This is a genomic window from Paenibacillus sp. J22P277 (assembly GCF_059383675.1).
Genome location: NZ_JBXENS010000002.1, coordinates 732,201 through 755,419, shown reverse-complemented (window position 1 = coordinate 755,419; position 23,219 = coordinate 732,201). Strand labels below are relative to the sequence as shown.

Genomic DNA, 23,219 nt, shown 5'->3' with positions numbered 1-23,219 from the left:
GGAGGAGTTTTGCACTTGCAATTGGGGATATTCGGATGGAAACCGCGCCGGACGGGAAGGACCGGCAGACGGCTCGCGGCCGGCGCGGCCGCGCTGCTGACGGCAGGCATGCTCGCCGGCTGCGGATTGTTCGGGGGCGACGCGCCGGCGGCGGAGGAGAATCGGCCCGCCAAGCCGGCGCAGACCGTCCGCTACGACGGGCCGATGAGCCGGGCGGTCACGTTCGTCTACACGGCGCGAAAGGAGCTGTCCCTGACCTTCAACGGCATGGGCGATCCCGAAACGATGAAGCGGCTGCTGGATCAGCTGGACAAGTACGGCATCAAGGCGACGTTCTTCCTGCCCGGCATGCGGGTGGCGGAGGAGCCGGACATCGCGAAGGATATCGCGGCCAGGGGCCACGAGATCGAGAACAATACGCTCAATCGCCTCGATATGAGCCAGCTGCCGTACGAACAGGTGTATAACGAGATCAAGCTGAGCAACGACGTCATTCGGAAACAGACGGGCACCGCGCCGAAGTACGTACGCACGAGATCGGGCGACTATACGGACGACGTCCGGTTGGCCGCGGCTCAGCTGGGCATGAAGGCCGTCGTCAGCTACAACATCAACCCGAAGGACCGGGAGATGCAGGGCGCGGCCGAGATCGGGCAATACGTGGAACGCTACATGATGCGGGGCGGCATCGTCAACCTGGACACGGACGTGAATCCAGAGGTCATCGGCGCCATTCCCTACATAGCCAAAGCGGCCGAAGAGATCGGTTACAAGCTCATTCCGCTGGACGAGTTGATTCGGAACGGCGGCGAACGCAAGCCGTTGGAGGAGATTCCCGGCTGGGACGCGGCGAAGGTGAACCCGGATTTCAAGGATGCTTCGTACAAGCTCGTTTACCGCAAGGACGGGCTGAAGAACAAGCAAATCGCGCTCACCTTCGACGATTGGGGCAGCGATAGAACGATTACGAAGATCCTGGACATTCTCGCGGCGGAGAACGTGAAGGCGACGTTCTTCCTCCGGGCCAAGGGAACGGAGAGCAACCCGAACCTGGCGCGGGCGATGATCGAGGGCGGCCATGACGTGGCGAATCATTCGTACGGTCATCCCGTCGTTACGACCTTGTCGCCCGAGGCGCTGCAGGAAGACATCGTCAAGGCGCACCGGGTCATCACGGAAGCGATCCAGCAGCAGCCGACGATGCTGTTCCGGCCGCCGACAGGGGTCATCGACGACCGGACCGGCAAAGCCATCGCCGCGGCGGGCTATCCCGTCATCGCGATGTACGAGGTCACGACGCTGGATTGGGACGCGAAGAACGGCGCCGACGCCATCGTGAAAGGCATCATGAAGCAAACGACGGGCGGCAGCGTCATCCTGCTGCACATGCTGGACGACATCCATACCATCGAAGCGCTTCCGACCGCCATCGAGCAGCTCAAGAAGCAAGGCTACGCATTCGTCAAAATGGCGGATTTAATCGGACTTCATCCGTGACCAGGGGGTTGATCGCATGAACAAGGAGTTGCAACTCTACGCGCGCATCGTGAACCGGGAGGAGCCGTTGGCCGTCATCGGCCTCGGCTACGTCGGGCTGCCGATCGCGATCGCTTTTTCGAAGAAGGCCAATGTCATCGGCTTCGACGTGAACGCGCAGAAAGTGCAGGGTTACCGGGACGGCATCGACGCGACCGGCGACGTCGGGAGCGAAGCAATACGCGGCAGCAGCGTCGCGTTTACGTCGGATTCGGACCGGCTGGCGGACGTCCGCTTCTTCATCGTCGCCGTGCCGACGCCCGTCATGAGCGGGAACGTGCCGAATCTGGCCTACGTGCAGGACGCGAGCCGGCTCGTCGGCCGGAAGCTGAAGCCGGGCGCCATCGTCGTCTTCGAATCGACGGTCTATCCCGGCGTGACGGAGGAAGTGTGCGTGCCGATTCTCGAAGCGGAGTCGGGGCTGCGCTGCGGCATCGATTTCAAGGTAGGCTACTCGCCGGAGCGGATCAACCCGGGGGACAAGGTCCATCGCTTGGAGAACATCGTCAAGATCGTCTCCGGGATGGACGAGCCGTCGCTCGAGGCCATCGCGCGCATGTACGAGCTGGTCATCGAAGCCGGCGTCTTCCGCGCGGAGAGCATCAAGGTGGCCGAGGCCGCCAAGGTGATCGAGAATGCCCAGCGCGACATCAACATCGCGTTCATGAACGAGCTGTCCATGCTGTTCAACGGCATGGGCATCGACACGAAGGCCGTGCTGCGGGCGGCGGGGACGAAGTGGAACTTCCTTCCGTTCACCCCGGGGCTCGTCGGCGGCCACTGCATCGGCATCGATCCTTATTATTTGACGTACAAGGCGGAAGACACGGGCTATCATTCCAAAATCATATTGGCCGGCAGGCATGTCAACGACGGCATGGGCAAGTACATCGCCCAGCAAATCATCAAGCTGCTGGTAAAGCAGAAGCAGAACCTCGTCGACGCGCGGATCGGCTTTCTCGGCTTGTCCTATAAGGAAGACACCTCCGATATCCGGAACACCAAAGTCACGGACATCATCCAGGAGCTGAAGGAATACGGCATTACGCCGATCGTCGGGGACCCGTTCGTGGACAAGGGAACGGCGTACCGCGAATACGGGATCGAGCTGTCGGACATGGACGAGCTGACGAACCTGAACGTCGTCGTCGTCGCCGTGCCGCATGCGCCGTTCAGGCGAATGGACGTCGCGGACTTCGAACCGCTGTACGACCGGGACACCGCCAAGATCATGATCGACATCAAAGGCATATACGACAAAGGCGCCTACGAGAGCAGCGGGTTCCACTACTGGAGTCTCTGAGGCAGGGGATTAGGGCGGTTCGCCGCCCGCCGGCTGCTTCGGAGAGGATGGGAGATTACTTATCGTGAACAAACGAGACAAAAAGAAAATCGTCGAGGTGCTGTCCGTCCCGCGCGGCGACCGCCGGACCCTCTCGAACGTGCCGGATCCCGAACGGATCCGGGCGCAAGCCGACCGCAGGGGCGGCAAAGCCGAGGCGAAGGGCGAGCAGGAAGAGGACGCGCGCTACCTCGAGCGGCTGCGTCTGCTCAGCCTGCGTTACGTCGCGGACTTCGACGTCGCGATGATCGGCCCGCGGCAGACGAAGCGATCCGGTTACTGGGGGAAGGCGGTCGACATCTCGTCGACCGGCATTCTCGTGGCGCTGGCGCCTTCCGATAGCCGCTACGTCGTCGGCCAAACCGTGAAGATGCGCTTCCAGATTCCGCCGGGCACGATGCCGGAGGGCTTCGAGTCCGCCGTCAAGCTCGACGCGGCCGTCGTCCGGACGTTTACCCGCGAGCTGGAGGACGGGCAGGAGCAGCGAATGCTGGCGCTCGAGTTCGCGAAGCCGCTGACCAGTTATTTTCAGCGGAAGCGCTGGGGGTATTCCGTCTATACGGCGAGCGGCGCGCTGTTCCTGGCTGTCTGCCTGATCATGCTCATGCGCGTGGAGAGCATCATCTATTTCAAATACAATCTGATTCTCTACCTGTACAGCCTGACGGCCGCGGCGTTCCTGCTGACGCGTTACCTGTTCGGGGCGCTCTACCGGGAAGTGCCGATCAACCGGCATTATACGCCCGGCGTCTCCATCATCATTCCGTGCTTCAACGAGCAGGAATGGATTCACCGGACGATTCTCAGCTGCGTCAATCAGGACTATCCGATCGACAAGCTGGAGATCATCGTCGTCGACGACAAGTCGCTCGACAATTCGGCGGCGCGCATCGAAGAGGTCATCGCGCTCATCCATCACGAGGCGGAGCGCTATTCCACCCGGGAGCGCGTAAAGTTTCACGTGCTCGAGGAGAACGGAGGCAAACGCGTCGCGCTCGTCAAAGGCGTGGAGATGGCGAAGCATAATCTGGTCGTCTTCGTCGATTCCGACAGCTTCCTGGAGCCGACGGCGATCCGGCATTTGGTGCAGCCGTTCCAAGACCCCCGCATGGGCGGGGTCGCGGGCCGCACGGACGTCGAGAACAAATACACGAATACGATCACGAAGCTGCAGACGGTGCGCTACTACATCGCCTTCCGGATCATGAAGGCGGCGGAGTCGTGGTTCGACAGCGTCACTTGCCTGTCCGGGCCGCTGTCCTGCTACCGCAAGGAATTGATCCTCAAGCATCGCGACGCATGGCTGAACCAGAAATTTCTCGGCCAGCCGGCGACCTTCGGCGACGACCGCAGCATGACCAACTTCATTCTCCGGACGCATCGCACCGGCTATCAGGATTCGGCGATCTGCTCGACGATCGTGCCGTCGGATACGCGGGTGTTCCTGAAGCAGCAGATGCGCTGGAAACGCTCTTGGCTGCGCGAATCGCTGCGCGCCGGAGGCTTCATCTGGCGCAAGGAGCCGTTCATGGCGCTGTTCTTCTACATCGGCCTCGTCGTGCCGATCGCGGCGCCGGTCATCGTGCTCTACAACCTCGGCTACGTGCCGCTCGTGCACCATGTCTTTCCGAGCACGTTCCTGCTGGGGCTCCTGATGATGGCGCTCCTCATGAGTCTGGCGCATCTCTTGTTCCGCAAAAGCAGGCTGTGGCTCTTCGGGCTCGTCTTCTGCATCTTCTACGAGCTCGTGCTGCTCTGGCAGATGCCGGTCGCGTGGGTGACGTTCTGGAAGTCCACGTGGGGCACGCGCGAGACGCCGCAGGACATCGAAGCCCGGGAGCGCAAGGAAGCGCGGAAGAACAAAAATAAAAAGCGAATCGGCTTGGGGCAATAAACTTATCGCGCCGGAAGATTCTTGGTGAGGGATGGCAGCAATGGCGATATGGAAACGCGATACCGCCCTGGATTACCGCAGGAAAAATCGCTTCAAGGCGGGTAAGACGGTCGTGCAGGCCGTCCTCCTACTCGTCGTGGCGGCGTTGATTTACAAGGCGATATGGGGCGTGGACAAGTACGGCGAGCCGGACCGGAGCGCCTGGAACAGCGACAAAGGATTCATCGCGCTGTCGTACTTCGGCGTGGGCCGCGCGGGAACGCCGAAGCTCATCGCGAAGAACGAGCTGAGCCAACAGCTGAAGGCGCTGCACGATCAAGGCTACCGGACGGTCTCGCAGCAGGATATCCTGGATTACTACGACGAAGGCAAGCCTTTGCCGGACAAGGCGCTGTTCCTCTCCTTCGAGGACGGTCGCAACGACTCCGCATTGTTCGCCGAGCCGCTGCTGGAGCGGTACAACGACAAGGCGACGTTTCTCTCTTACGCAGGCAAGCTCGGCAACGGGGACAACAAATTCCTGCAGGCGAAGGACATGCTCAAGATGCGCAAAACGGGTTTCTGGGAGCTCGGCAGCAACGGCTACCGCCTGTCGTACATCAACGTGTTCGATACCGAAGGGCGTTCACTCGGACAGAAGACCGAGCGCCAAATGAAGAACAAGAGCGAGGTCGCTTACTACAATCACTACCTGATGGATTTCGTGCGGGACGAGAACATGATTCCGATCGAAGACCGCCAGCAGATGGAGGCGCGGATCACGAAGGACTATGCGCTGATGAAGGACGCGTACACGAAGAAGCTCGGCTTCGTACCGGGTTTGTACATGATCATGCACGCCAATTCGCTGCAGAACGGCATGAACCGGCTCGTGACGGACATCAACGAGAAGGACATCGAAGGGCAGTTCAAGATGCATTTCGCCCGCGAAGGCGCCGCGTTCAACGGGAAGGACGGCAATCTTTACGATCTGACGCGGGTACAACCGGCGCCGTATTGGTCGACGAACCATCTGCTGATGAAGGTCGGCAAGGATGCCGGTCAGCCGATGACGTTCGTGCAGGGCGACGGAAAGCGCGCGTCGCGCTGGGAGACGACGGCCGGCGCGGCGGAGTTCGACGAGAACGAGATCGTGCTGACGTCGCCTGCCGGCGCAGCGGGACTGGCATACCTGAAAGGCAGCGAGGCTTACGGCGACGTGGCGTTGACCGCCAAGCTCGCGGGCAACGTCGTCGGCAAGCAAAGCCTGTATCTGCGCTACGACCGGGCAAAGGATGCCTTCGTCCGCGTCGTGCTCGCCGACAACGAGATCGCGGTCGAGCAGAAGAAGCCGGGTCAGGCCGTGGAGCGGCTGTTCGGCCGCAAGCTGAGCGACGTCGCTTGGGACGAGGAAGACCTGGCGCTCAGCAAGGCCGCCGTCTATACGAAGGCGCAGACCGCGTCGGGATTGACGCTTGACGAGGGCATTCCGGTCAACATCAAGCAGACGCGGGAGCTCGGCGTCGGGCTGACGGGCGGCAAGCTACGCCTGAAGGTGGACGGCGAAGAGATCCTGAGCGGGCGCGCCATCGACGCTTCGATCCGGCAGGGCGGCGTGGCGCTGGCCTCCGAGGCGAGCAAGCAGAACGCGAAGGACGATATCTACGACGGCCATTTCGTGGACGTCACGGTGATGACGGCGGGCGGCGACGGCGGGCGGGGCGTGCTCTACCGCAATACGAACGAAGGCTTACAGGGCGTGATCAGCGGCGCGAGACACGGCTTCGATAACGTCGTCAATTGGTTCATCGAGACGTTCTGATCGCGGCGCAAGCGCGAAATCGGGAATTGAACGGAGGCTGGGCATGTCCAGCATGCGAAAGAGAAAGAGGCTCGGGAAACGAACCGGCTGGGGTATCGCGGTCGTGACGGCGGCGGCCGCGGCGGCGATCGTCATCGCCGCGCTCGCGAACCGGGATACGGGCGGCTCGGATGCGGCGCACGCGCCGTCCTCCAAGCCCGAGCCGGCGCTTTCCCTGTCGGCCTGGATCGTGGACTGGCAGTGGGAAGCGGGCGTGCGGGACCTCGGCGCGATCGCTTCCGGCCTTGACGGCGTTCAGGCCTTCGCGGCTTACTTCGGCGAGGGAGACGGCCTGTATTTCACGGAGGAGGACCGCAAGGCGCTGCCGGAGGCGTTGGCCGCCGCCGGGCGCGGCGGGTTGCGGGAGACGCAGCTGACCGTCGTGAACGACCGGTTCGCGCCGGACGGCTCTCCCGCGGAGGAGAAGGATCCGGCGCTGGTCTCCCGGCTGATGGCGACGGAGGCGAGCCGCGGCAAGCATTTGAGCGATCTGCTCGCGTCGGCGGACGCATACGGCTTCGGCGGACTGGAGCTCGATTACGAACGGGTGCCGGACGGCGACTGGGATAAGTACGGCCTGTTCATCGGCGATCTGTACGGTCGTCTCCGCGCCGAGGGCAAGACGCTTCGCGTCGTGCTGGAGCCCCGCGCGCCGCTCGATCGGCTGCGCCTGCCGGAAGGACCGGATTACGTGATGATGGCGTACAACCTGTACGGCGGCTTCAGCGGTCCCGGTCCGAAGGCCGACGATGCCTTCATCGCGCAGGTGGCCGCGCGCATGGAGTCGCTGCCCGGCGACAAGGCGATCGCGCTGTCGCTCGGGGGCTTCGATTGGGCGGCGGACGAGCAGGCGACCGCCGTGACGGAGCTGCAGGCGGCGGAGCTGGCGAGCGGCGGGAATGCGGAAGCGGCCGTGCGCGACGACGCCAGCGGCAGCCTTCATTTTCGCTACAAAGGCGGGGACGGCGCCATGCATACCGTCTGGTACGCGGATGCGGAGACGCTCGAGCGCTGGATCGGCGTCGCTCGCGCCGCCGGCGTGCATAAGATCGCGCTTTGGCGGCTAGGCGGGCTTTCGGAGGACATGCAGGCGTACCTCAAGCAGGCCGGTCAATAGGTCCATTAAGGGCCAGATGCGAGCGGTTCCTGGCTCCGGACATTCGAGATCGCTTGCCTCAAGACTGTATCAAAACCATCCGCGCGGGGTAATGAATAACTAAGGATCAGGTATCAGACTGCGCTGGAGGTGGAGCTGCATGAACGGGAACCAAGGGGAAGTACGGCCGGAGAACGTGCCGGCGGAGGACATTATCGCGGAGAAGCACGGCAACGGGTATATTTTGAAAGGCGTGGGCGGTTCGATCGGCGAGATCACGTATAAGCTGGTGGACGTGGACACGTGGATCCTGGACCACACGTACGTCGATCCGCGCTATCGCGGCGGCAATCTGGCGAAGCAGCTGCTGAACCTCGTCGTCGACGAGGCGCGGGAGAAGGGCCGCAGGATCATCCCGGCCTGCTCGTATGCGCTCGCGCAGTTCAAGCGAAACCCGGAATACGCGGACGTGTGGGAGAAATCCGAGAAGGAAGCGGATTATTCGGATCATGCGTAGGATGACGCGGGCGGAGCTTGGATAAGGATGAGCGCGGCACGCAGCGGGATAAGCGCCGGAGGGACGGCATGGGCTGGCCTTTCGGCGCTTTTTTGGCGCTTCGGCGCGGAGTCAGCGAGAACGGATCATCGGCTCGATGGCCGTGTTGTCCGTCAGAACGACCAGCTTCTCCCGGTAAGGGGCCAGCAGCTCGAAAATGACACGCTTGTCCCTGCGTTCATGGCCGTAATTCCATTGATACATCCGGTAAAGCATCCGGAAGGTCTGTTTGTAATTGCCCTTCTCGATGCCGAGCTTCTGCACGACGAAGCGTTTCAAGATGCGGACGTTCCTTCGCCAGATCGGCGTATCCAAATAAATGATGAGGTCGGCTTCCTCGAAACTCCGTTTGAGCCATTTATAGTGCACGCCTTCGACGATCCAATTGCCGGTATCGAGGGCGGCGTTCAGCAGGGCGTCCCTCGTTTCCTCGCTGTTGCGAATGTCCGGTCCGTTCGCTGCCCGGCGCCACACGATGTTGTCCGTTTCGTGGTGGGGGATGCCCAGCATGGCCGAGAGCCGGCGCGCCAACGTCGACTTGCCGCTGCCGACCGAGCCGATGATATGGATTCGCTGCGGCGTCATGGGTCATGCACCTTCTTCGTAAACCGGTAATCGACAGGCCCGTCCAGCAGATCGGGGCCGCCGAGATGAAAAGACCGTCCGTCGAAACGAACCTGCAGCGGCAAGGACTGCACGTGGAACAGGCCGGGAGCAACGGGCAGGAGCGGCGACCGTCTCCAAGCGCGGGGAAGTCCGTCGATGACGATGCACCCCGACTCGAGCCCGATGGTGCAATCGGGAAGTCCTTCCTCGTCCGAACGGTAAATGCCGGCAAGATCCGGATCGAGGCGTGGGATCGCCGGCTGTACTTGCCGGAGGCCAAGAAAGGCCGAAATATCGCGATAATAGGCCGGCCAATCGCCTGCCGAATTATCGACGGCGAGCTTAGCGCCATGCCAAGCTTCGAATGCATGATCCGTTAAACGCCGGTAGTCCGTCCAATATGCGGTCATGCCTTCGAATCCATGCAGTCCCCTTGCCATGCCATAAGCCGATCCGGTGGCAGACCGGATCCAATTCGCCTCCGTGTCCCCGCCTCTTCGCGCGGTGATCGCCTTCAATGCAGCGCCGATATCGGTTTGCCGAAAATAGATCAGGCGCGGATTCAGGGGGAGGATGATTTGTTCGACATCCCGGATATACCGCAAAATCTCCCTTTCCGGCACGTTGCAGGGAAATAGGCTCCACGTCAAATAGCCGAATAAGCAGCTGTCCGCGATCACGGTTATGTCCGACGATCGGACGCTTGCGGCAAATGCCTGCCATTGCCGGAGCGCCGCCTCGATGAGCGCCGCGTAATCGCCGTTTCTCAGCCGATCGACGATCGGCAGCATGGAGGCGTAGTCATCATAGATGTATACGGGATGGCCTCGTTCTTCTTCGTACCACCATTTGTGCGGTACGCCAAGACGGCCGAGCTGATGCGAGACGTACTGCGCGCTCGTGGATTTTCCGGATCCGGGAATGCCCTCAATCAGGATTAAGCGAACGTCGTCGTGCGTAGATTCGTGCAGCGGATCAGGCTTAGCTGGGTCCATGATGGTCACCTCGATAGGGGGGGTGGGAGTTTCATGATCAGGACGAATGGGGTGTCTAGGAGGCTAAGCGTTGGAGACGCGTCCTTTTCTATCACTGTATAATAAGCGGGGGATGCTGCATAGGCGGGAAAAGAAAAAGAAACGAAAAAATACCAGCACCGGCGTGCTGATATTCGTTCGTTACCGACCGCCTCGCGACGATGTCCGGCGGCGTTATCTATGAGGAAACGATCACTCCGCGTTTATTTCGCAGCTACTCCGTATGTATCTAGCAGCTACTCCGCGTTCCGCTCCAGCTGCACCCGAATCCCTTGCCGGTCGATCTGGATCCAGTATTCCGCGATCTTCCCGTCCGCCACGCGATAGACCGCGCTCGCGATCTCGACGACCGGCTTGCCCGTCGGCGCGAAGCCGTCGGCCTCGCCGACATGGAACCCCGTCTGCCGCCAACGCACGTAGACGCGGTCGTCTTGGGCGATCAGCTCTTCGACGACGACGGCGAACGATCCGTAGGCTTCCTGCATCTCGCGGACATGCGCCGCATAATCGGCGGGCGAACGCTCGACGGCGACCTCGTCCTCCGACGTGACTTGATGCGCAAGCACCCGTTCGGCCATGAAGACATGCGCCGCGTCCGGATTCAGCCCGGAACGCACTTGTTCGAAAAATCCCCGTACCGCGTCCGCTGCGCTCATCCCGTCCGCCTCCTCTTATTTCTCTTATTTTATCTTATCTATCGGCAGCGTCTCGCGCGGCAGTTCCGCCGTTCTTCAAATACTTCTCCGTGAGCGTCGTCAGCAGCTCGATGCCGATCTGGTTCTCGCCGCCTTCGGGAATGATGATGTCCGCGTATTTTTTGGACGGCTCGATGAACGCCTCATGCATCGGCTTGACCGAGGTCAAGTATTGATGGTGAATGGATTGGATCGTCCGTCCGCGCTCTTCGATGTCCCGCAGCACGCGGCGGAGAATGCGAACGTCGGGGTCGGTGTCGACGAACACCTTGATGTTCAGCAGCGCCCGCAGGTTCTCGTCCGACAGCACGTGCAGCCCTTCGAGGATGATGATCGGATTCGGCTGCAGGCCGACCGTCTCGGTCTTGGAACGGGCGTGGGCGGCAAAGTCGTACACCGGCGCCTGCACGGCCAGGCCGTCCCGAAGCCGTTTCAAGTCCGCGATCAGCAGCTCGTTGTCGAATACGAGCGGATGGTCGTAGTTCAGCGCCTCCCGTTCGGGAAACGAGAGGTGGGGATGATCCTTGTAGTAATTGTCCTGCGAGATGAACGTGACTTCGCTCGTGCCGAGCTGTTCGATGACGGAGCGCGCGACCGTCGTTTTGCCGGAGCCGGTGCCCCCGGCGATCCCGATGATAAGCATAATGCAAAGCAGCCTCCTTGGCGGTGTTCAATCCTCGTATTGTAGCATAATCCCGGCCAGCATTTCATCCCGCCGCGGCCATGCACTTTTTGTCAGCCGCCGCAGACCGCATCGGCGTAGGGCCGGCATGGACGTCTTCGCGGCAAGCCAAGGAAGCAGCGGCGCAGCCGGCGGAAACCGGACGACTCGGCAGCGGCGCGGCAGAGCGGGCATTCGCGAATCTTTGACAGCGTAAACAATTAACGCGATTAGCGAGATTTCTGCGCGTTCGGACTTGAGCCGAGCCTATGAAATATGCTATAAATGGAGTAGCGTTAGCACTCCGATGATTAGAGTGCTAACAACTTCAATCCTTTGGGGAGGCATTCCGTAACATGGTGAAGCAAGAGTTCAAGGCAGAGTCCAAACGACTGCTGGAAATGATGATCAACTCCATTTACACGCAGCGGGAAATTTTCCTGCGGGAACTGATCTCCAACGCAAGCGACGCGATCGATAAAATCTACTATAAGGCGCTGACCGACGACAACATCGCGTTCAACGCCGCCGACTATTTCGTCAAAATCACAGCCGACAAGGAAAACCGCACGCTGACGCTCGCCGACACCGGGATCGGCATGACGCAGGAAGAGCTGGAAACCAACCTCGGCGTCATCGCGAAGAGCGGTTCGCTTTCCTTCAAGAAAGAGAACGAGAGCAAGGACGGCCATAACATCATCGGCCAGTTCGGCGTCGGCTTCTACGCGGCGTTCATGGTGGCGGACCGCGTCACGGTCACGAGCCGCGCGCTCGGCAGCGCCGAGGCGTTCCGGTGGGAATCCGAAGGCGCGGACGGCTACACGATCGTGCCGGCGGACAAAGCCGCGGTCGGCACGGAAATCGTGCTGCACATCAAGCCGAACACCGAGGACGACAATTACGACGAGTTTCTCGAGGAGTACCGCCTTCGCGCCATCGTCAAGAAATATTCCGATTTCATCCGCTACCCGATCAAGATGGATATCAAAGGCCAACGCCCGAAGGCAGACGCCGCCGAAGGCGAGGAGCCGGAGTTCGAGTCGTACGTCGAGGAACAGACGATCAACAGCATGGTGCCGATCTGGCGCAAGAACAAGAGCGAGCTGACCGACGCCGACTACGAGCAGTTCTACCACGAGAAGCGCTACGGCTTCGACAAGCCGCTGAAGCATATCCACATCAGCGCGGACGGCGCGGTCGTCTACCGCGCGATTCTGTACGTTCCGGAGAGCACGCCGTTCGACTACTACACGAAGGAATACGAGAAGGGCCTCGAGCTGTACTCCAACGGCGTCCTGATCATGGACAAATGCGCGGACCTGCTCCCGGATTACTTCAGCTTCGTGAAGGGCATGGTGGATTCCGAGGACCTGTCCCTCAACATCTCCCGCGAGATGCTGCAGCATGACCGCCAGCTGACCTTGATCGCGAAGAACATCAAGAACAAGATCAAGAGCACGCTGCTCAGCCTGCTGAAGGACGAGCGCGACAATTACGAGAAATTCTACAAATCGTTCGGCCGCCAGCTGAAATTCGGCGTGTACGGCGACTACGGCATGAACAAGGACGTGCTGCAGGACCTGCTGCTGTTCCACTCCTCCAAGGAGAACAAGCTGGTCTCGCTGGACGAATACATCGCCCGTATGCCGGAAGACCAGAAGTTCGTCTATTACGCGTCCGGCAGCTCCATCGAGCGCATCGAGAAGCTTCCGCAGACGGAGCTCGTGTCGGACAAAGGCTACGAGATTCTGTATTTCACGGACGACATCGACGAGTTCGCGATCAAGTCGATCATGACCTACAAGGACAAGACGTTCAAGTCGGTCTCGAGCGGCGACCTCGGCATCGAGCCGGACGCGGACGACGACAAGCCGGAAGCGGAAGAAGCGGGCAGCAAGGCGCTGTTCGAGCAGATGCAGACGCTGCTTGGCGGCAAAGTGACCAAGGTCAAGGCGTCCAAGCGCCTCAAGAGCCATCCGGTCTGCCTCACGAGCGAGGGCGAGCTGTCCATCGAGATGGAGAAGATCCTGAGCGCGATGCCGAACAACGAGAACGTGCATGCCGAGAAGGTGCTGGAAATCAACGTGAACCATCCCGTGTTCCAGTCGCTGAAGGAAGCGGCGGAGAAGGACAACGAGAAGCTGAACCTGTACACGCAATTGCTGTACAACCAGGCGCTGCTGATCGAAGGCCTGCCGATCCAGGATCCGGTGGCGTTCACGAACGATATTTGCAAAGTAATGGTATAAACGAAAAATATAAACGAAAAACGCCGCTCGCGCTCCGCGCAAGCGGCGTTTCTTTTGCCTCGTCATCCGCCCGGCGGATGAATGGGCTTGAGCAAGCGCCGGCAAGGGACAAGCTGCTCCGCCGAACGGCGGATGTCTTCGTGCCGAGGACGATTTGCTTATGTGTGCCGGGGACCGGCATTAGCTTTATTGCGCATGAAGCGCCGCGACCAGCTTCGCTCTCGTCTCCGCGAGCCGCCGTTCCGCGCCGTGCGGATGGAGCGGCTCGCTCCAGGCGAATCCGTCTCCGGCATAACGGGGGATGAGATGCATGTGATAGTGGCCGAGGTCGTTGAAGCGGCCCCCGTTCTGGCAGACGGTGATGCCGTCCGGGCGGAAGGCTAGCTTGAGCAGAGCGGACAGCTCCTTGGACGCATCCATGATGGCATAGGCCGTGGCGGTATCCGTCTCCTCTACATCCCAGAAGTGCCGCTTGGGCAAAATGAGCAGATGGCCTTCATTAAAGGGCGCAATATCGAGCACGCAGGCGACATGTTCATTCTCGTACACGACGTTAACGCCGGGCTCGGTTCCGTTCGCGATTCTGCAGCCGAGGCATTCCATGGCAGCGCGCACCTCCGTTTCGGGTTGGCGAGTTCGTACGATGGCAGCGAATCGGATCTCCGCGTCCAAAGCAGAAGTTCGTTTCCTCATCATACCTCCTCGGCCGGACGTACGCACTCGCTTTCTCGGTACATTCCTTCCCCAAGTAGAAGCCGGCCTAACGGACGAAACTGCTGAATCGACGAGCGCATGCATCCGGGATGTTTGAATGGCCGCAATCGGGCGTACATATAGAGAACGGAAGGAGGCAGGAGAAATGGAATACGTCATGCTGCTGAGAGTGGTCGTCGCGGGCATTTGCGGCCTGCTGATCGGGTATGAGCGCAAGAGCCGGATGAAGGAAGCGGGCATCCGGACGCACTTCGTGGTAGCCGCGGGCGCGGCGCTTATGATGGTGATTTCCAAATACGGCTTCAAGGACCTGCAGGGCGACACGAGCATCGCCCTCGACCCTTCCCGGATCGCGGCGCAGGTCGTGAGCGGCGTCGGCTTCCTCGGAGCGGGCATGATCTTCATGCAGCGGCAGACGGTCAAAGGACTCACGACCGCCGCCGGCATCTGGACGACGGCCGGCATCGGGATGGCGATCGGCGCGAATTTATACGTGCTCGGCATCGGGGTGACGGTGCTGATTCTCGCCGCGCAGAAGCTGCTGCACAGCGGATTCGGCTGGGTGGCCTCGCCGAAGAGCGAACAGCTGGCCATCCGGCTCGCCGACGAGGACGGCGCCATGGACGCCCTGCAGGCCGCGCTCCGGGCAGCGGGCATCACGGTGCTGCAGTTCCGCGCGGAGAAAGCGGGCGATGGCGATTCGAGGGAACTGCAGCTTGAGTTGACGCTTAAAGTGCCGGCTGCGAGCGAGGCGGAGAAGCTGCTGCCGCTCATTCAGCGGGTGCCGCAGGTGCTGAGCGTCGACGTACAGTGAGCTTTGGGGCTTGCAAGAATAGGGGAGCCGTCGCATGCGGCACCCCGTTTCCGAAGCGGCGCGCGGTTCCGAATGCGCGCAAACGCAAGCAATAGTCGTTGCCGCGCGCTGATGAATAGGCAGCGTTTGCCATCCGCCGTGCTTCCATCATTTGCACGGCGGAATTTCATATTCTCTTAAGATATCGGGCGTATAGTAGATGGATGAACGGCAAGGCGATAAGCTTTGTTCTGATTTCGCGCGAAGAATCGCAACTACGACCTACAAAGGAGAAGCGCATGAGTAAGCAAACGCAGGCTCCCTTCGAGCCTACCTATAGAAGCAAACGGCATAAGAACATGAAGAAGCCCAAACGGTGGAGAAGACGGTTAGCGATAGCATTTGCAGGCGTCGTGGCCATTATACTGGGCGGCACCGGCTGGTTCTACCTGACGCCGTCGGGGTCGGACCTTCGCTATATGATGGCGGACACGCTCATCACGAGCCAGCACCGGTACTTGGCGAAATACTTGATCGGCCAGAGCGAGCTGGACCGCCGCGTCGCGGATTACACGAAGAAATTCGACGAGATGGGACAAATCAAGGACGAGCACAACGTCGATCTGGCCGCGCATCCCGCGAGCGACGTGCAGCTGGAGCGGATCTCGACCGCGAAGTACAAGGGCTACATCATGTACGTGCACGATCCGAAAATGATCCGCGTCGCCACGACGAGCATCATCGGCTCCGGCGAAACGGTGCTCAGCATGGTGAAGCGCACCGGAGCCATCGCCGGCGTGAACGGCGGCGCGTTCGACGACCCGAACTGGGACGGCAACGGCTTCAAGCCGGCGGGCATCGTGATGTCCGGCGGCAAGGTGCTGTACAAGGGCGACGGCATGCAGGCGTCCGTCAACGTCGTCGGCATCGACCGGGACGGCTTGATGGTCGCCGGCCGCTATAAGCCGCAGCAATTGCTGGACATGGGTGTCACGGACGCCGTCACGTTCCAGCCGAAGTTCATCGTCAACGGCAAAGGCTTGATCAAGAACGAAGCAGACGGCTGGGGCATCGCCCCGCGGACCGTCATGGCGCAGCAGAAGGACGGCACGATCATGTTCGTCGTCATCGACGGCCGCCAGCCGGGTTATTCCGTCGGCGCGACGCTGTACGACATTCAGAAGCTGCTGATCGCGCGGGGCGCGGTTACGGCCGCGAACCTGGACGGGGGCTCCTCGACCGTGCTCGTGAAGGACGACGCGATCGTCAACAAGCCGTCGAGCAAGTACGGCATGCGTTACCTGCCGTCCGCGTTCCTCGTGTTCGACCATCCGGAGAAATTCGATTCGGGCAACATCTGGAGCGGGATCGACATGGAGCATTTCGATTCCTCGAAGCCGCGGACGCAGACGGCGTCTTGATCTCGGCCGCCGTTTGGCACGATTCTATCGGCCTCCAAAGCAAATTGCATTCGATCACATGCAGCGCAAAATCGCATTCTGCCATCTTACGACACGGAACGCCTTCGGGCGTTCTTTTTTTATGCCCGCGTCCGCCTGCCGGAATGAACGTCGAGCCGTCCCGGATAAAGCCGCTTTCGGCATAAAATGCCGGTCGCCAAGCCATAGTAAGAATTGATTGCACGTTCAGTTGCCGATTCGCCAAGGGAGGAGCAGTATGCGGCATTATTTAGGGCGGTTAGTGGCCGTCGCGCTTTGCGTCGTCTTGCTTTGCGGGTTTCAGGTCCCCCGAAAAGACCGGCATTTCTACGAAAGCCGGGGCGATATCATTTGGGAATTGCCGCTGGAGCGCAAGGAGCTGGCGTTGACGTTCGACGACGGCCCCGACCCCGACACGACGGTCCAGATTCTCGACCTGCTGAAGCAGTATCATGCCAAAGCGACCTTTTTCGTCATCGGCCACCGCGTCGAGGAGTTTCCGGACATCGTCAAACGGGAGGTCGCGGATGGGCATGAGGTCGCCAACCATACGTTCAACCATGTGTTCTTCACCAGAGGGGTCAAGTCCGACACCATTCGGAGGGAAATCGCCCGCACGGACCGCGCGCTCGTCGCACTGACGGGCAAAAAGCCGTTCCTGTTCCGTCCGCCCGGCGGCTACTACAGCGACGCGATGCTCGACATCGCCGGCAAGCTCGGCTATACGACGGTCCTGTGGTCCTGGCATCAGGATACCGAGGACTGGCGAAGCCCCGGGGTGCGGCATATCGTCAACAAAGTGCTGAAGAACGCGCGCAACGGCGACATCGTGCTGCTGCACGATTACGTCTCCGGCTCCATGCATACGGTGAACGCGCTGCGGATCATCCTGCCGGAGCTCGAGCGAAGGGGCTATCGGCTCGTGACCGTATCCGAGCTCATCGCGGATAAAACAGGAGAATTGCTTCCGGCCTCGAACTCTTCTTTTAGAAATCCCGATTCTTCTAATTCTAAGAGAGCGAAGTGAACCGCATGGAAGCCAAATTCATCCGCGAAACGCGCTGCTTCAAAGTATCCCGCGTGTTTCCGACCGACGTCAACAATCACAATACGCTCTTCGGCGGCAAGCTGATGTCCTATATCGACGACATCGCCTCCATCTCCGTCTCCAAGCTGTGCCGGGCCACGGCCGTCACGGCGTCCACGGACTCCGTGGATTTCCTGTATCCGATTCGGCCGAGCGATTCGGTCTCGCTGGAATCCTTCATCACCCATACGGGAACGAGTTCGATGGAAGTGTTCGTGAAAGTCATCCGCGAAGACATGAACAGCGGCAATCGCGCCATCGCGGCGACCGCGTTCCTCACCTTCGTCGCCTTGGACGACGACAACCGGCCGATTCCCGTGCCGCAGGTCATTCCGGAGACGGAAGAGGAAAGGAAGCTGCACGAGACGGCCGAATACCGCACGCAGATGCGGAAGCACCGCCGGGAAGAAAGCAAGAAGTTCGCGGATTATTTGCTGACGAAGTATCCGTGGGAGTAAGATCCGTTGACATGCCGCAAGCCCCGCGCATCCTGGATGCGGCGGGGCTTATTTCGATTTCCGAGAAACCGGTGGACGCCGATATTCATATATGGTAAAACTTCATAGAAAAGGAAATTTACATGAAATTCATACGTTGGGGGAGTCACGATGAAACACCGGGCAACGAAGGCATTATACCGACTTTTTCTGCTGGGACTGGCAAGCATGCTGACGCTCTTCGCAAGCGCGCCGGCTGCCGATGCGGCACCTGGGCCGAACTCGCGGACCGCGGGCGCGAATGCTCCTATCGCGGTCGTGCTGGACCGCCAGCCGCTCAAGCTTACCAGCCCGCCGGTCTTGATAGCCGGCAAATTGATGTTTCCGGCAAAAGCGTTTTTCGATGCGGCCGGCGTTTCTTTCCAAACGAAAAACGGCCGGATTACCGCGGTTCGCGGATCCGTTCAAGTGCAAGGCGAATTAGGCTCCGCCAAAGCGGTTAAAGGCAAGCAGACCTTCGTGCTCCCTGCGCCGCCGATCGTGCAGGCCGGCCGCACGTATGTGCCTGCGAAGTTCGTTTCGCTCGTCTTGGACAAGGACGTCGTATACGCCGCGGGCGCCAGGACCGTTACGATCGGCTACTCCGAGCAGCAAGTGCTCGGATTCCAGAAGCTGCTGTTCGAGGCGGCCCGAAGCGGGGATGCCGCCACCGTCGAGCTGATGATCAGCCGCGGAGCCGAAGCCAACAAGAAGCTGCCGACGATTTTCCTCGATAATACGGCGCTGGATTACGCGCTGCTGTTCAATCGAACGGAAGCCGCGCGCGTGCTGCTCGAGCATGGGGGGACATACGCGGTGAACCGCGTGTTCCAAGTAGTGCTGAACGGCAACGCGGAGCTGATGGAGCTGCTTCTCGCCCATGGCCTCGATCCCAATACGACGCTGGGTCCGCCGCAGGAGGACAAGCTGCTGACGACGGCCTGCGGCACGATTTGGTCGATGAATCCGGACAACACGGAAACGGTGATCGAGCCAAGCGCGCAGATCGTCAAGCTGCTGCTCGATTACGGCGCGGATCCGTCGATGGACGATTCGCTTTCGAGAGCGGTTCAAGCGCACAGCTACGAGGTCATTCAGCTGCTGCTGCAGCACGGCGCAGATCCGTATCGGCCGGATTCCTACGGCACCTCGGCTTACGAGAGGGCCCAATCCGAAGGCATTCGCAGCTGGCTGACGATCGGCGCCAATCCGGCTATTCCGCATTTATCGATCGCGGACGAGTCCGGCAAACCCGTACTGGACGGTAGACTGACGATCGAGTCCGGGAGCTCCGCCTACGGCCGCACCGACGTGCATTGGTCCGGTTCGGCAGCCTACTTCGATGTCCCGGACGGCGATTACGAATTAACCGCGGTCGGACGTTGGGGCGCTTCTTACGTGCTGACGGATACCGAGCTTCGCGTTCGCGAACGCAAGGCGGATCTCGGCTTGCTCCGTCTGCCGGCCCTCAACGTGAACGCGGTGATTGCCAAGGCCGACGGGGAGAACGGGATGCTAAGCATCAACGACCGGAACGGCGATCTAATGACGTTCGTGGAAGTGGACGGCGGGAAGTTCGGCTTGTTCCTGCCTCCGGGCACGTATGAAGTGGGCCGGTACAGCTCACCGGGCGGGGATGTTGCGTTGACGGGGGATACGAGCATTACGATACCGGAGAACGGCGGCGTTCAGCAGTTGAAGCTGAGCAAGCCCTGATAAGCAGTTGAGGGAAGACGTCCCGCGAGCCGGGGCGTCTTTCGTCGTTTCGCGGTTCCGCGGCGCGAAAGCTTTCAGCAAACAATCAGGTCGCGCTAAGTTTTGCTTCAGGTTCGATCCCTACAATGAAGGAGCCAGTCATGGTCTGGGGAAAGAGGTGAAGCGAAATGGCCTTTATACGGAAAAGCGGGATTCGGTACGCGGCCATCGCGCTGCTTATCGCGGCGCTGGGACTTTGCGCGTATTCGCTCGCGAACGTTCATAGCAGCGGCGGCGGCTCCGGCAGGGAAGGCGCATTCGGGTCCTCTCCCGCTTTCAACGGAGGAGACAGCGGCGCTACGCGACAGGGAACGGCCGGGAATGGAGACGCTGGCGACAACCAAGGCACGAATGCCGGGGATGGGGATCCGGGCATTTCCGGAACGGGCCAAGGCCCAGCTGGAGCCGGCGGCTTCGGCGGACAGCAAGGTTTTGCGGGAGGAAGCTTCGACGGCGGTGCCGGAGGAGTCGGCTTCTCCGCTTCCGCTATCGGCAAATCGGAGCTGCTCGCATACAGCTTCGCGTTCGCGGCGCTGGCGGCGGTCGGCGTTTACGCCGTATTTCGCCGAAAAGCCGAGGTGCCCGCGGAAAGCCGCAAGGGACTCGTCTGGCTGCTGCTCGGAACGGCGTTGCTGCTGCGGCTGGCGATCGCGCCTTGGGTCGCGTCCCATCAGGGCGATTTGAATTTCTTCCGGACTTGGGCGTCTCAGGCGGCAGCGGACTTCTCCGGCTTCTACTTGAACGGGAACGCCGATTACCCGCCGCTCTACATTTACGTGCTGTACGTTATCGGCAAGCTGCTGCATGCCGCGGCGCTCGCTCCGTACGCAACCCTGTTGTACAAGCTGCCATCCATGATCGCGGACATCGCCACGGCGGGACTGCTGTTCCTGGTATCCCGCCGCTATGTCAGCCACAGCATCGGCATGCTCGTCGCGGTGCTCTATGCGCTGAATCCGGCCGTGATCGTCAATTCGACGTACTGGGGACAAGTCGATTCGTTCTTCACGCTGCTCGTCGTGGCGGCCGTGTACCTGATGTCGCGGGGCAAAGCGGGGTGGGCGTCGGCCATCTTCATGGCGGCGATTCTGATGAAGCCGTAGGGGATTATTTTCTCGCCGGTGCTGTTGTTCGGGCTCGTATCCATGCGGCGGCTTCGCGCATGGGTGACCGCTGTCGCGAGCGCGGCCGTTACGCTGCTCGCCGTGGCGCCGCCGTTCTCGTTCGGCCAACATCCGCTGTGGCTTTATGACCTCTACGCCGGCACGGTCTCGGAATATCCGTACGCGACCGTCAACGCCTACAACTTGTTCGCGCTGCTCGGAGAGAATTACAAGGCCGATACGACCGCTTTCCTCGGGCTGAGCTATCATGCTTGGGGGCTGGCGGGCATCTTCCTGACGACGCTGTTCGCCTGGTGGACGTACGTCCGGAGCCGGCACTCGGGGTTCGCCGCGGCTTCGGCCATGCTGCTGATCGCGGGCGTGTTCACGCTCTCGACGGGCATGCACGAGCGGTATCTGTTTCCCGCCGCGGCGCTTGCGCTGCTGGCGTACCTGCAGCTGCAGGACCGGATCCTGCTGTGGCTGGCCTCGGGCTTCAGCGTTACGATTTTCGCGAATACGTTCGTCATTTTGTTCCAATCGGTCGGCAACGAGGCGTATTCATTCCCGCTGTGGGCGGTGTCAACGTTGAACGCCGGCTTGCTCGTCAGCGCGGCGATGTGGGCTTGGGGCTATGTTCGGATGCCGGTGCTCAGGTACGAGCAAGCGGAGCAGACGCCGGCGGCGGAACCGCGTTTGCGCCAAGGTTAAAAAGTAGGCTGTCGGCCCATGGCCGGGCAGGGCGCATCTCTTGTGCAGGTGAAGCTTTGCTCGGTCAGGGACTCGGCGGCCTTCTTTTGCATATGCTCGAGCCGAAAGACGCGGGCGAAGAAACACATCCGCCGGACTCGGCTGTTGAGGGATTCGGTTGATTTCGGGCACGATCCGCGGCAGGCTATTGAACGAGTGCCTTCAACGCCTGCACTGCCAACTCGACGCGCGCGTCCTTCGCTGGTGACTGCGGTGAATCGCTCACGTAATCGTAAACGATCAACGCGTTGGCGACGTGATACCTGCCATGGGCGATCACGTCCGCGGCCGCGGTCTTTTTCTCGAAATCCTGCTCCGCCTTGCTGACGCCTTCGCTCGAAGCATAGAGATAGACGGCCATTAACTGGCCGTCGTTGATCGTGAACGGAACTGGAGCCACTTTGTTCAAGGGCACGAGGAGCACGTGGATTATCGCCGTTTCCGGATCGACGTCCGCAGGCTTCAACGGGATGCCTTGCGCTTCGAAGGCGTCTTTGATTTGTGCCAACGCGATCGTTTTCCCATCTTGCCCGCACCCGTAACCGGACACAATCAGGCATATTGCCGCTAGTCCCAACATGAATTTTCGCATGCGGCTCTCCCCCGTTTCAGTATGGTTCTCTACCCTTCATCAGCGCCCCCTTTATAAAGCCTGCCCGATAGACCGACGGCGTCATCCCCGCGGCAAGCCGGAACCGTTCGATAAAGTAGCCCGGCTTCGAGAAGCCGACTTCCAGCGCGATCTGCTTGACCGGCTTGGCCGTCGTGATGAGCATTTGCTTCGCCAATTCGATGCGCTGTTCGTTCAGATACGCGAGGGGCGGCACGCCCATCAGTTCGTGGAAGCTTCGGCTGAAGTACGCGGGGCTCAGTCCGCTGAAGTCGGCCAGTTTCCCGAGCGGCAGCCGTTTGCTGCAATGCGTCCGCATATGTTCCGCCGTACGCCGAATGCTTTGCTCGAGGGAAGGCGTGCTCGGGGCATTGAGGTCGGCTCCGTTCAGCAGCGTCTCCACGATGATTTCGTACAGGAGGGCGGCCTTTCGCGGTACGCTCGGCACGCTGCTTATTCCCGCCAGGCGCCACAGCTCCCGCGTCAGCGTTTCCAGCCGCGCATGCTCCCCGGACGAGAAGACCCAAGCGTTTTCCCCCATGCTTTTATCGCCGAACAGGGACTGCAGGCCCTCGCCGCCGAACAAAATCCACCACACTTCCCAGGGCTCGCGGGCGTCGGTGCCGAAATGCTGCCGCTGATGGGGCGCGCACAGAAAGCCCGTTCCCGGCACAAGCTCCAGCGTCTCGTTCCCCGTCTTCAGCCAGCCGCGTCCCCGTACGACAAGGTGAATGTTGTACATATGGGGCGGGTACCGGGTGCCGTTCACGAGGTGTTCCGGTTCGCCGAAAACATGCCCGACCGCAATCGGGTATCCCGGGAACCGGTCGAAATCCGGCTTGGCCATATAACGCGCTTCGTACATCGTATCAACTCCGCAAATAAATGGTATCGATCGCAAAAACGAGGTATCGTCTGGTGATTATGAATAGTATATAGTGAAAATGCAGTTATCGAAATAGCAAAAACGAAGCATTTCAGTG

21 protein-coding genes are annotated in these 23,219 nt (G+C 60.7%); 14 read left to right on the top strand and 7 right to left on the bottom strand.

Annotated elements, in window-relative coordinates; all coding sequences use genetic code 11:
* Window positions 1-108 precede the first annotated feature (108 nt).
* The 6 genes from AC50YL_RS08135 to AC50YL_RS08110 all read left to right on the top strand — a co-directional run bounded on the left by AC50YL_RS08135 (window position 109) and on the right by AC50YL_RS08110 (window position 8,225).
* Window positions 109-1,497, top strand: coding sequence for a polysaccharide deacetylase family protein (locus tag AC50YL_RS08135; protein ID WP_494831209.1), 1,389 nt, complete (start codon window positions 109-111; stop codon window positions 1,495-1,497).
* 28 nt (window positions 1,498-1,525) lie between these two features.
* Window positions 1,526-2,839, top strand: coding sequence for a nucleotide sugar dehydrogenase (locus tag AC50YL_RS08130; RefSeq protein WP_494831207.1), 1,314 nt, complete (start codon window positions 1,526-1,528; stop codon window positions 2,837-2,839).
* Between the two features lie 64 nt (window positions 2,840-2,903).
* Entirely contained in the window at window positions 2,904-4,772 is a 1,869-nt protein-coding gene (locus tag AC50YL_RS08125; RefSeq protein WP_494830864.1) for a glycosyltransferase family 2 protein, read from the top strand.
* A gap of 40 nt (window positions 4,773-4,812) precedes the next feature.
* On the top strand, window positions 4,813-6,573 hold the full coding sequence (locus AC50YL_RS08120; RefSeq protein WP_494830862.1) for a polysaccharide deacetylase: 1,761 nt from the start codon (window positions 4,813-4,815) through the stop codon (window positions 6,571-6,573).
* 43 nt (window positions 6,574-6,616) lie between these two features.
* Window positions 6,617-7,729, top strand: coding sequence for a glycoside hydrolase family 18 protein (locus AC50YL_RS08115; RefSeq protein WP_494830860.1), 1,113 nt, complete (start codon window positions 6,617-6,619; stop codon window positions 7,727-7,729).
* Between the two features lie 139 nt (window positions 7,730-7,868).
* Entirely contained in the window at window positions 7,869-8,225 is a 357-nt protein-coding gene (locus AC50YL_RS08110) for a GNAT family N-acetyltransferase (protein WP_494830858.1), read from the top strand.
* Between the two features lie 111 nt (window positions 8,226-8,336).
* On the opposite strand, the gene AC50YL_RS08105 is transcribed toward AC50YL_RS08110, so the two are convergent.
* From AC50YL_RS08105 to udk, 4 genes are all read right to left on the bottom strand, one after another.
* Window positions 8,337-8,849 carry an AAA family ATPase gene (locus AC50YL_RS08105; RefSeq protein ID WP_494830856.1) on the bottom strand — a complete coding sequence of 171 codons (513 nt, stop codon included), beginning with the start codon at window positions 8,847-8,849 and terminating at the stop codon, window positions 8,337-8,339.
* Window positions 8,846-9,865, bottom strand: a complete 1,020-nt coding sequence (locus AC50YL_RS08100; protein ID WP_494830854.1) for a P-loop NTPase family protein — start codon at window positions 9,863-9,865, stop codon at window positions 8,846-8,848. The genes AC50YL_RS08105 and AC50YL_RS08100 overlap by 4 nt, the downstream gene beginning before the upstream one ends.
* A gap of 275 nt (window positions 9,866-10,140) precedes the next feature.
* Window positions 10,141-10,560 (bottom strand): ester cyclase, encoded by a 420-nt coding sequence (locus AC50YL_RS08095; RefSeq protein WP_494830852.1) that lies wholly within the window; start codon window positions 10,558-10,560, stop codon window positions 10,141-10,143.
* A gap of 34 nt (window positions 10,561-10,594) precedes the next feature.
* Window positions 10,595-11,242, bottom strand: a complete 648-nt coding sequence (gene udk / locus AC50YL_RS08090) for a uridine kinase (RefSeq protein WP_494830850.1) — start codon at window positions 11,240-11,242, stop codon at window positions 10,595-10,597.
* A 374-nt stretch (window positions 11,243-11,616) separates the two neighbouring features.
* On the opposite strand from udk, the gene htpG reads away from it, so the two are divergent.
* Entirely contained in the window at window positions 11,617-13,509 is a 1,893-nt protein-coding gene (htpG, locus tag AC50YL_RS08085; RefSeq protein ID WP_494830848.1) for a molecular chaperone HtpG, read from the top strand.
* Between the two features lie 186 nt (window positions 13,510-13,695).
* On the opposite strand, the gene AC50YL_RS08080 is transcribed toward htpG, so the two are convergent.
* The gene (locus tag AC50YL_RS08080) at window positions 13,696-14,112 is read right to left on the bottom strand and encodes an HIT family protein (protein ID WP_494831205.1); all 417 of its coding nucleotides are present in this window, start codon (window positions 14,110-14,112) and stop codon (window positions 13,696-13,698) included.
* Between the two features lie 256 nt (window positions 14,113-14,368).
* Here AC50YL_RS08080 and AC50YL_RS08075 point away from each other — a divergent pair, with 256 nt between their 5' ends.
* The 7 genes from AC50YL_RS08075 to AC50YL_RS08045 all read left to right on the top strand — a co-directional run bounded on the left by AC50YL_RS08075 (window position 14,369) and on the right by AC50YL_RS08045 (window position 21,587).
* The gene (locus AC50YL_RS08075) at window positions 14,369-15,037 is read left to right on the top strand and encodes an MgtC/SapB family protein (RefSeq protein ID WP_494830846.1); all 669 of its coding nucleotides are present in this window, start codon (window positions 14,369-14,371) and stop codon (window positions 15,035-15,037) included.
* Window positions 15,038-15,315: 278 nt separating this feature from the next.
* Window positions 15,316-16,437 carry a phosphodiester glycosidase family protein gene (locus tag AC50YL_RS08070; RefSeq protein WP_494830844.1) on the top strand — a complete coding sequence of 374 codons (1,122 nt, stop codon included), beginning with the start codon at window positions 15,316-15,318 and terminating at the stop codon, window positions 16,435-16,437.
* 256 nt (window positions 16,438-16,693) lie between these two features.
* Window positions 16,694-17,482, top strand: a complete 789-nt coding sequence (locus tag AC50YL_RS08065) for a polysaccharide deacetylase family protein (RefSeq protein ID WP_494830842.1) — start codon at window positions 16,694-16,696, stop codon at window positions 17,480-17,482.
* Between the two features lie 5 nt (window positions 17,483-17,487).
* Window positions 17,488-18,000: an acyl-CoA thioesterase gene (locus tag AC50YL_RS08060; protein WP_494831203.1), complete on the top strand. Its 513-nt coding sequence runs from the start codon at window positions 17,488-17,490 to the stop codon at window positions 17,998-18,000.
* A gap of 150 nt (window positions 18,001-18,150) precedes the next feature.
* The gene (locus AC50YL_RS08055; protein ID WP_494830841.1) at window positions 18,151-19,734 is read left to right on the top strand and encodes a stalk domain-containing protein; all 1,584 of its coding nucleotides are present in this window, start codon (window positions 18,151-18,153) and stop codon (window positions 19,732-19,734) included.
* Window positions 19,735-19,901: 167 nt separating this feature from the next.
* Entirely contained in the window at window positions 19,902-20,876 is a 975-nt protein-coding gene (locus AC50YL_RS08050) for a hypothetical protein (RefSeq protein WP_494830839.1), read from the top strand.
* 18 nt (window positions 20,877-20,894) lie between these two features.
* Entirely contained in the window at window positions 20,895-21,587 is a 693-nt protein-coding gene (locus AC50YL_RS08045; RefSeq protein ID WP_494830837.1) for a hypothetical protein, read from the top strand.
* Window positions 21,588-21,771: 184 nt separating this feature from the next.
* Here AC50YL_RS08045 and AC50YL_RS08040 read toward each other — a convergent pair whose 3' ends face one another.
* Window positions 21,772-22,134, bottom strand: a complete 363-nt coding sequence (locus tag AC50YL_RS08040; protein ID WP_494830835.1) for a hypothetical protein — start codon at window positions 22,132-22,134, stop codon at window positions 21,772-21,774.
* Window positions 22,135-22,234: 100 nt separating this feature from the next.
* A complete protein-coding gene (locus AC50YL_RS08035; protein ID WP_494830833.1) occupies window positions 22,235-23,101 on the bottom strand; it encodes an AraC family transcriptional regulator in 867 nt (288 codons plus the stop codon).
* Window positions 23,102-23,219 lie beyond the last annotated feature (118 nt).

What these genes read in the sequence shown, in the direction of transcription:
- AC50YL_RS08095 (WP_494830852.1), bottom strand. Translation starts at nt 10,560, where the DNA reads ATGAGCGCAGCGGACGCGGTACGGGGATTTTTCGAACAAGTGCGTTCC.
- AC50YL_RS08055 (WP_494830841.1), top strand. Translation starts at nt 18,151, where the DNA reads ATGAAACACCGGGCAACGAAGGCATTATACCGACTTTTTCTGCTGGGA.
- AC50YL_RS08115 (WP_494830860.1), top strand. Translation starts at nt 6,617, where the DNA reads ATGTCCAGCATGCGAAAGAGAAAGAGGCTCGGGAAACGAACCGGCTGG.
- AC50YL_RS08080 (WP_494831205.1), bottom strand. Translation starts at nt 14,112, where the DNA reads ATGGAATGCCTCGGCTGCAGAATCGCGAACGGAACCGAGCCCGGCGTT.
- AC50YL_RS08035 (WP_494830833.1), bottom strand. Translation starts at nt 23,101, where the DNA reads ATGTACGAAGCGCGTTATATGGCCAAGCCGGATTTCGACCGGTTCCCG.
- AC50YL_RS08050 (WP_494830839.1), top strand. Translation starts at nt 19,902, where the DNA reads ATGGCCTTTATACGGAAAAGCGGGATTCGGTACGCGGCCATCGCGCTG.
- AC50YL_RS08070 (WP_494830844.1), top strand. Translation starts at nt 15,316, where the DNA reads ATGAGTAAGCAAACGCAGGCTCCCTTCGAGCCTACCTATAGAAGCAAA.
- AC50YL_RS08105 (WP_494830856.1), bottom strand. Translation starts at nt 8,849, where the DNA reads ATGACGCCGCAGCGAATCCATATCATCGGCTCGGTCGGCAGCGGCAAG.
- AC50YL_RS08135 (WP_494831209.1), top strand. Translation starts at nt 109, where the DNA reads ATGCTCGCCGGCTGCGGATTGTTCGGGGGCGACGCGCCGGCGGCGGAG.
- AC50YL_RS08100 (WP_494830854.1), bottom strand. Translation starts at nt 9,865, where the DNA reads ATGGACCCAGCTAAGCCTGATCCGCTGCACGAATCTACGCACGACGAC.
- htpG (WP_494830848.1), top strand. Translation starts at nt 11,617, where the DNA reads ATGGTGAAGCAAGAGTTCAAGGCAGAGTCCAAACGACTGCTGGAAATG.
- AC50YL_RS08110 (WP_494830858.1), top strand. Translation starts at nt 7,869, where the DNA reads ATGAACGGGAACCAAGGGGAAGTACGGCCGGAGAACGTGCCGGCGGAG.
- udk (WP_494830850.1), bottom strand. Translation starts at nt 11,242, where the DNA reads ATGCTTATCATCGGGATCGCCGGGGGCACCGGCTCCGGCAAAACGACG.
- AC50YL_RS08120 (WP_494830862.1), top strand. Translation starts at nt 4,813, where the DNA reads ATGGCGATATGGAAACGCGATACCGCCCTGGATTACCGCAGGAAAAAT.
- AC50YL_RS08075 (WP_494830846.1), top strand. Translation starts at nt 14,369, where the DNA reads ATGGAATACGTCATGCTGCTGAGAGTGGTCGTCGCGGGCATTTGCGGC.
- AC50YL_RS08060 (WP_494831203.1), top strand. Translation starts at nt 17,488, where the DNA reads ATGGAAGCCAAATTCATCCGCGAAACGCGCTGCTTCAAAGTATCCCGC.
- AC50YL_RS08065 (WP_494830842.1), top strand. Translation starts at nt 16,694, where the DNA reads ATGCGGCATTATTTAGGGCGGTTAGTGGCCGTCGCGCTTTGCGTCGTC.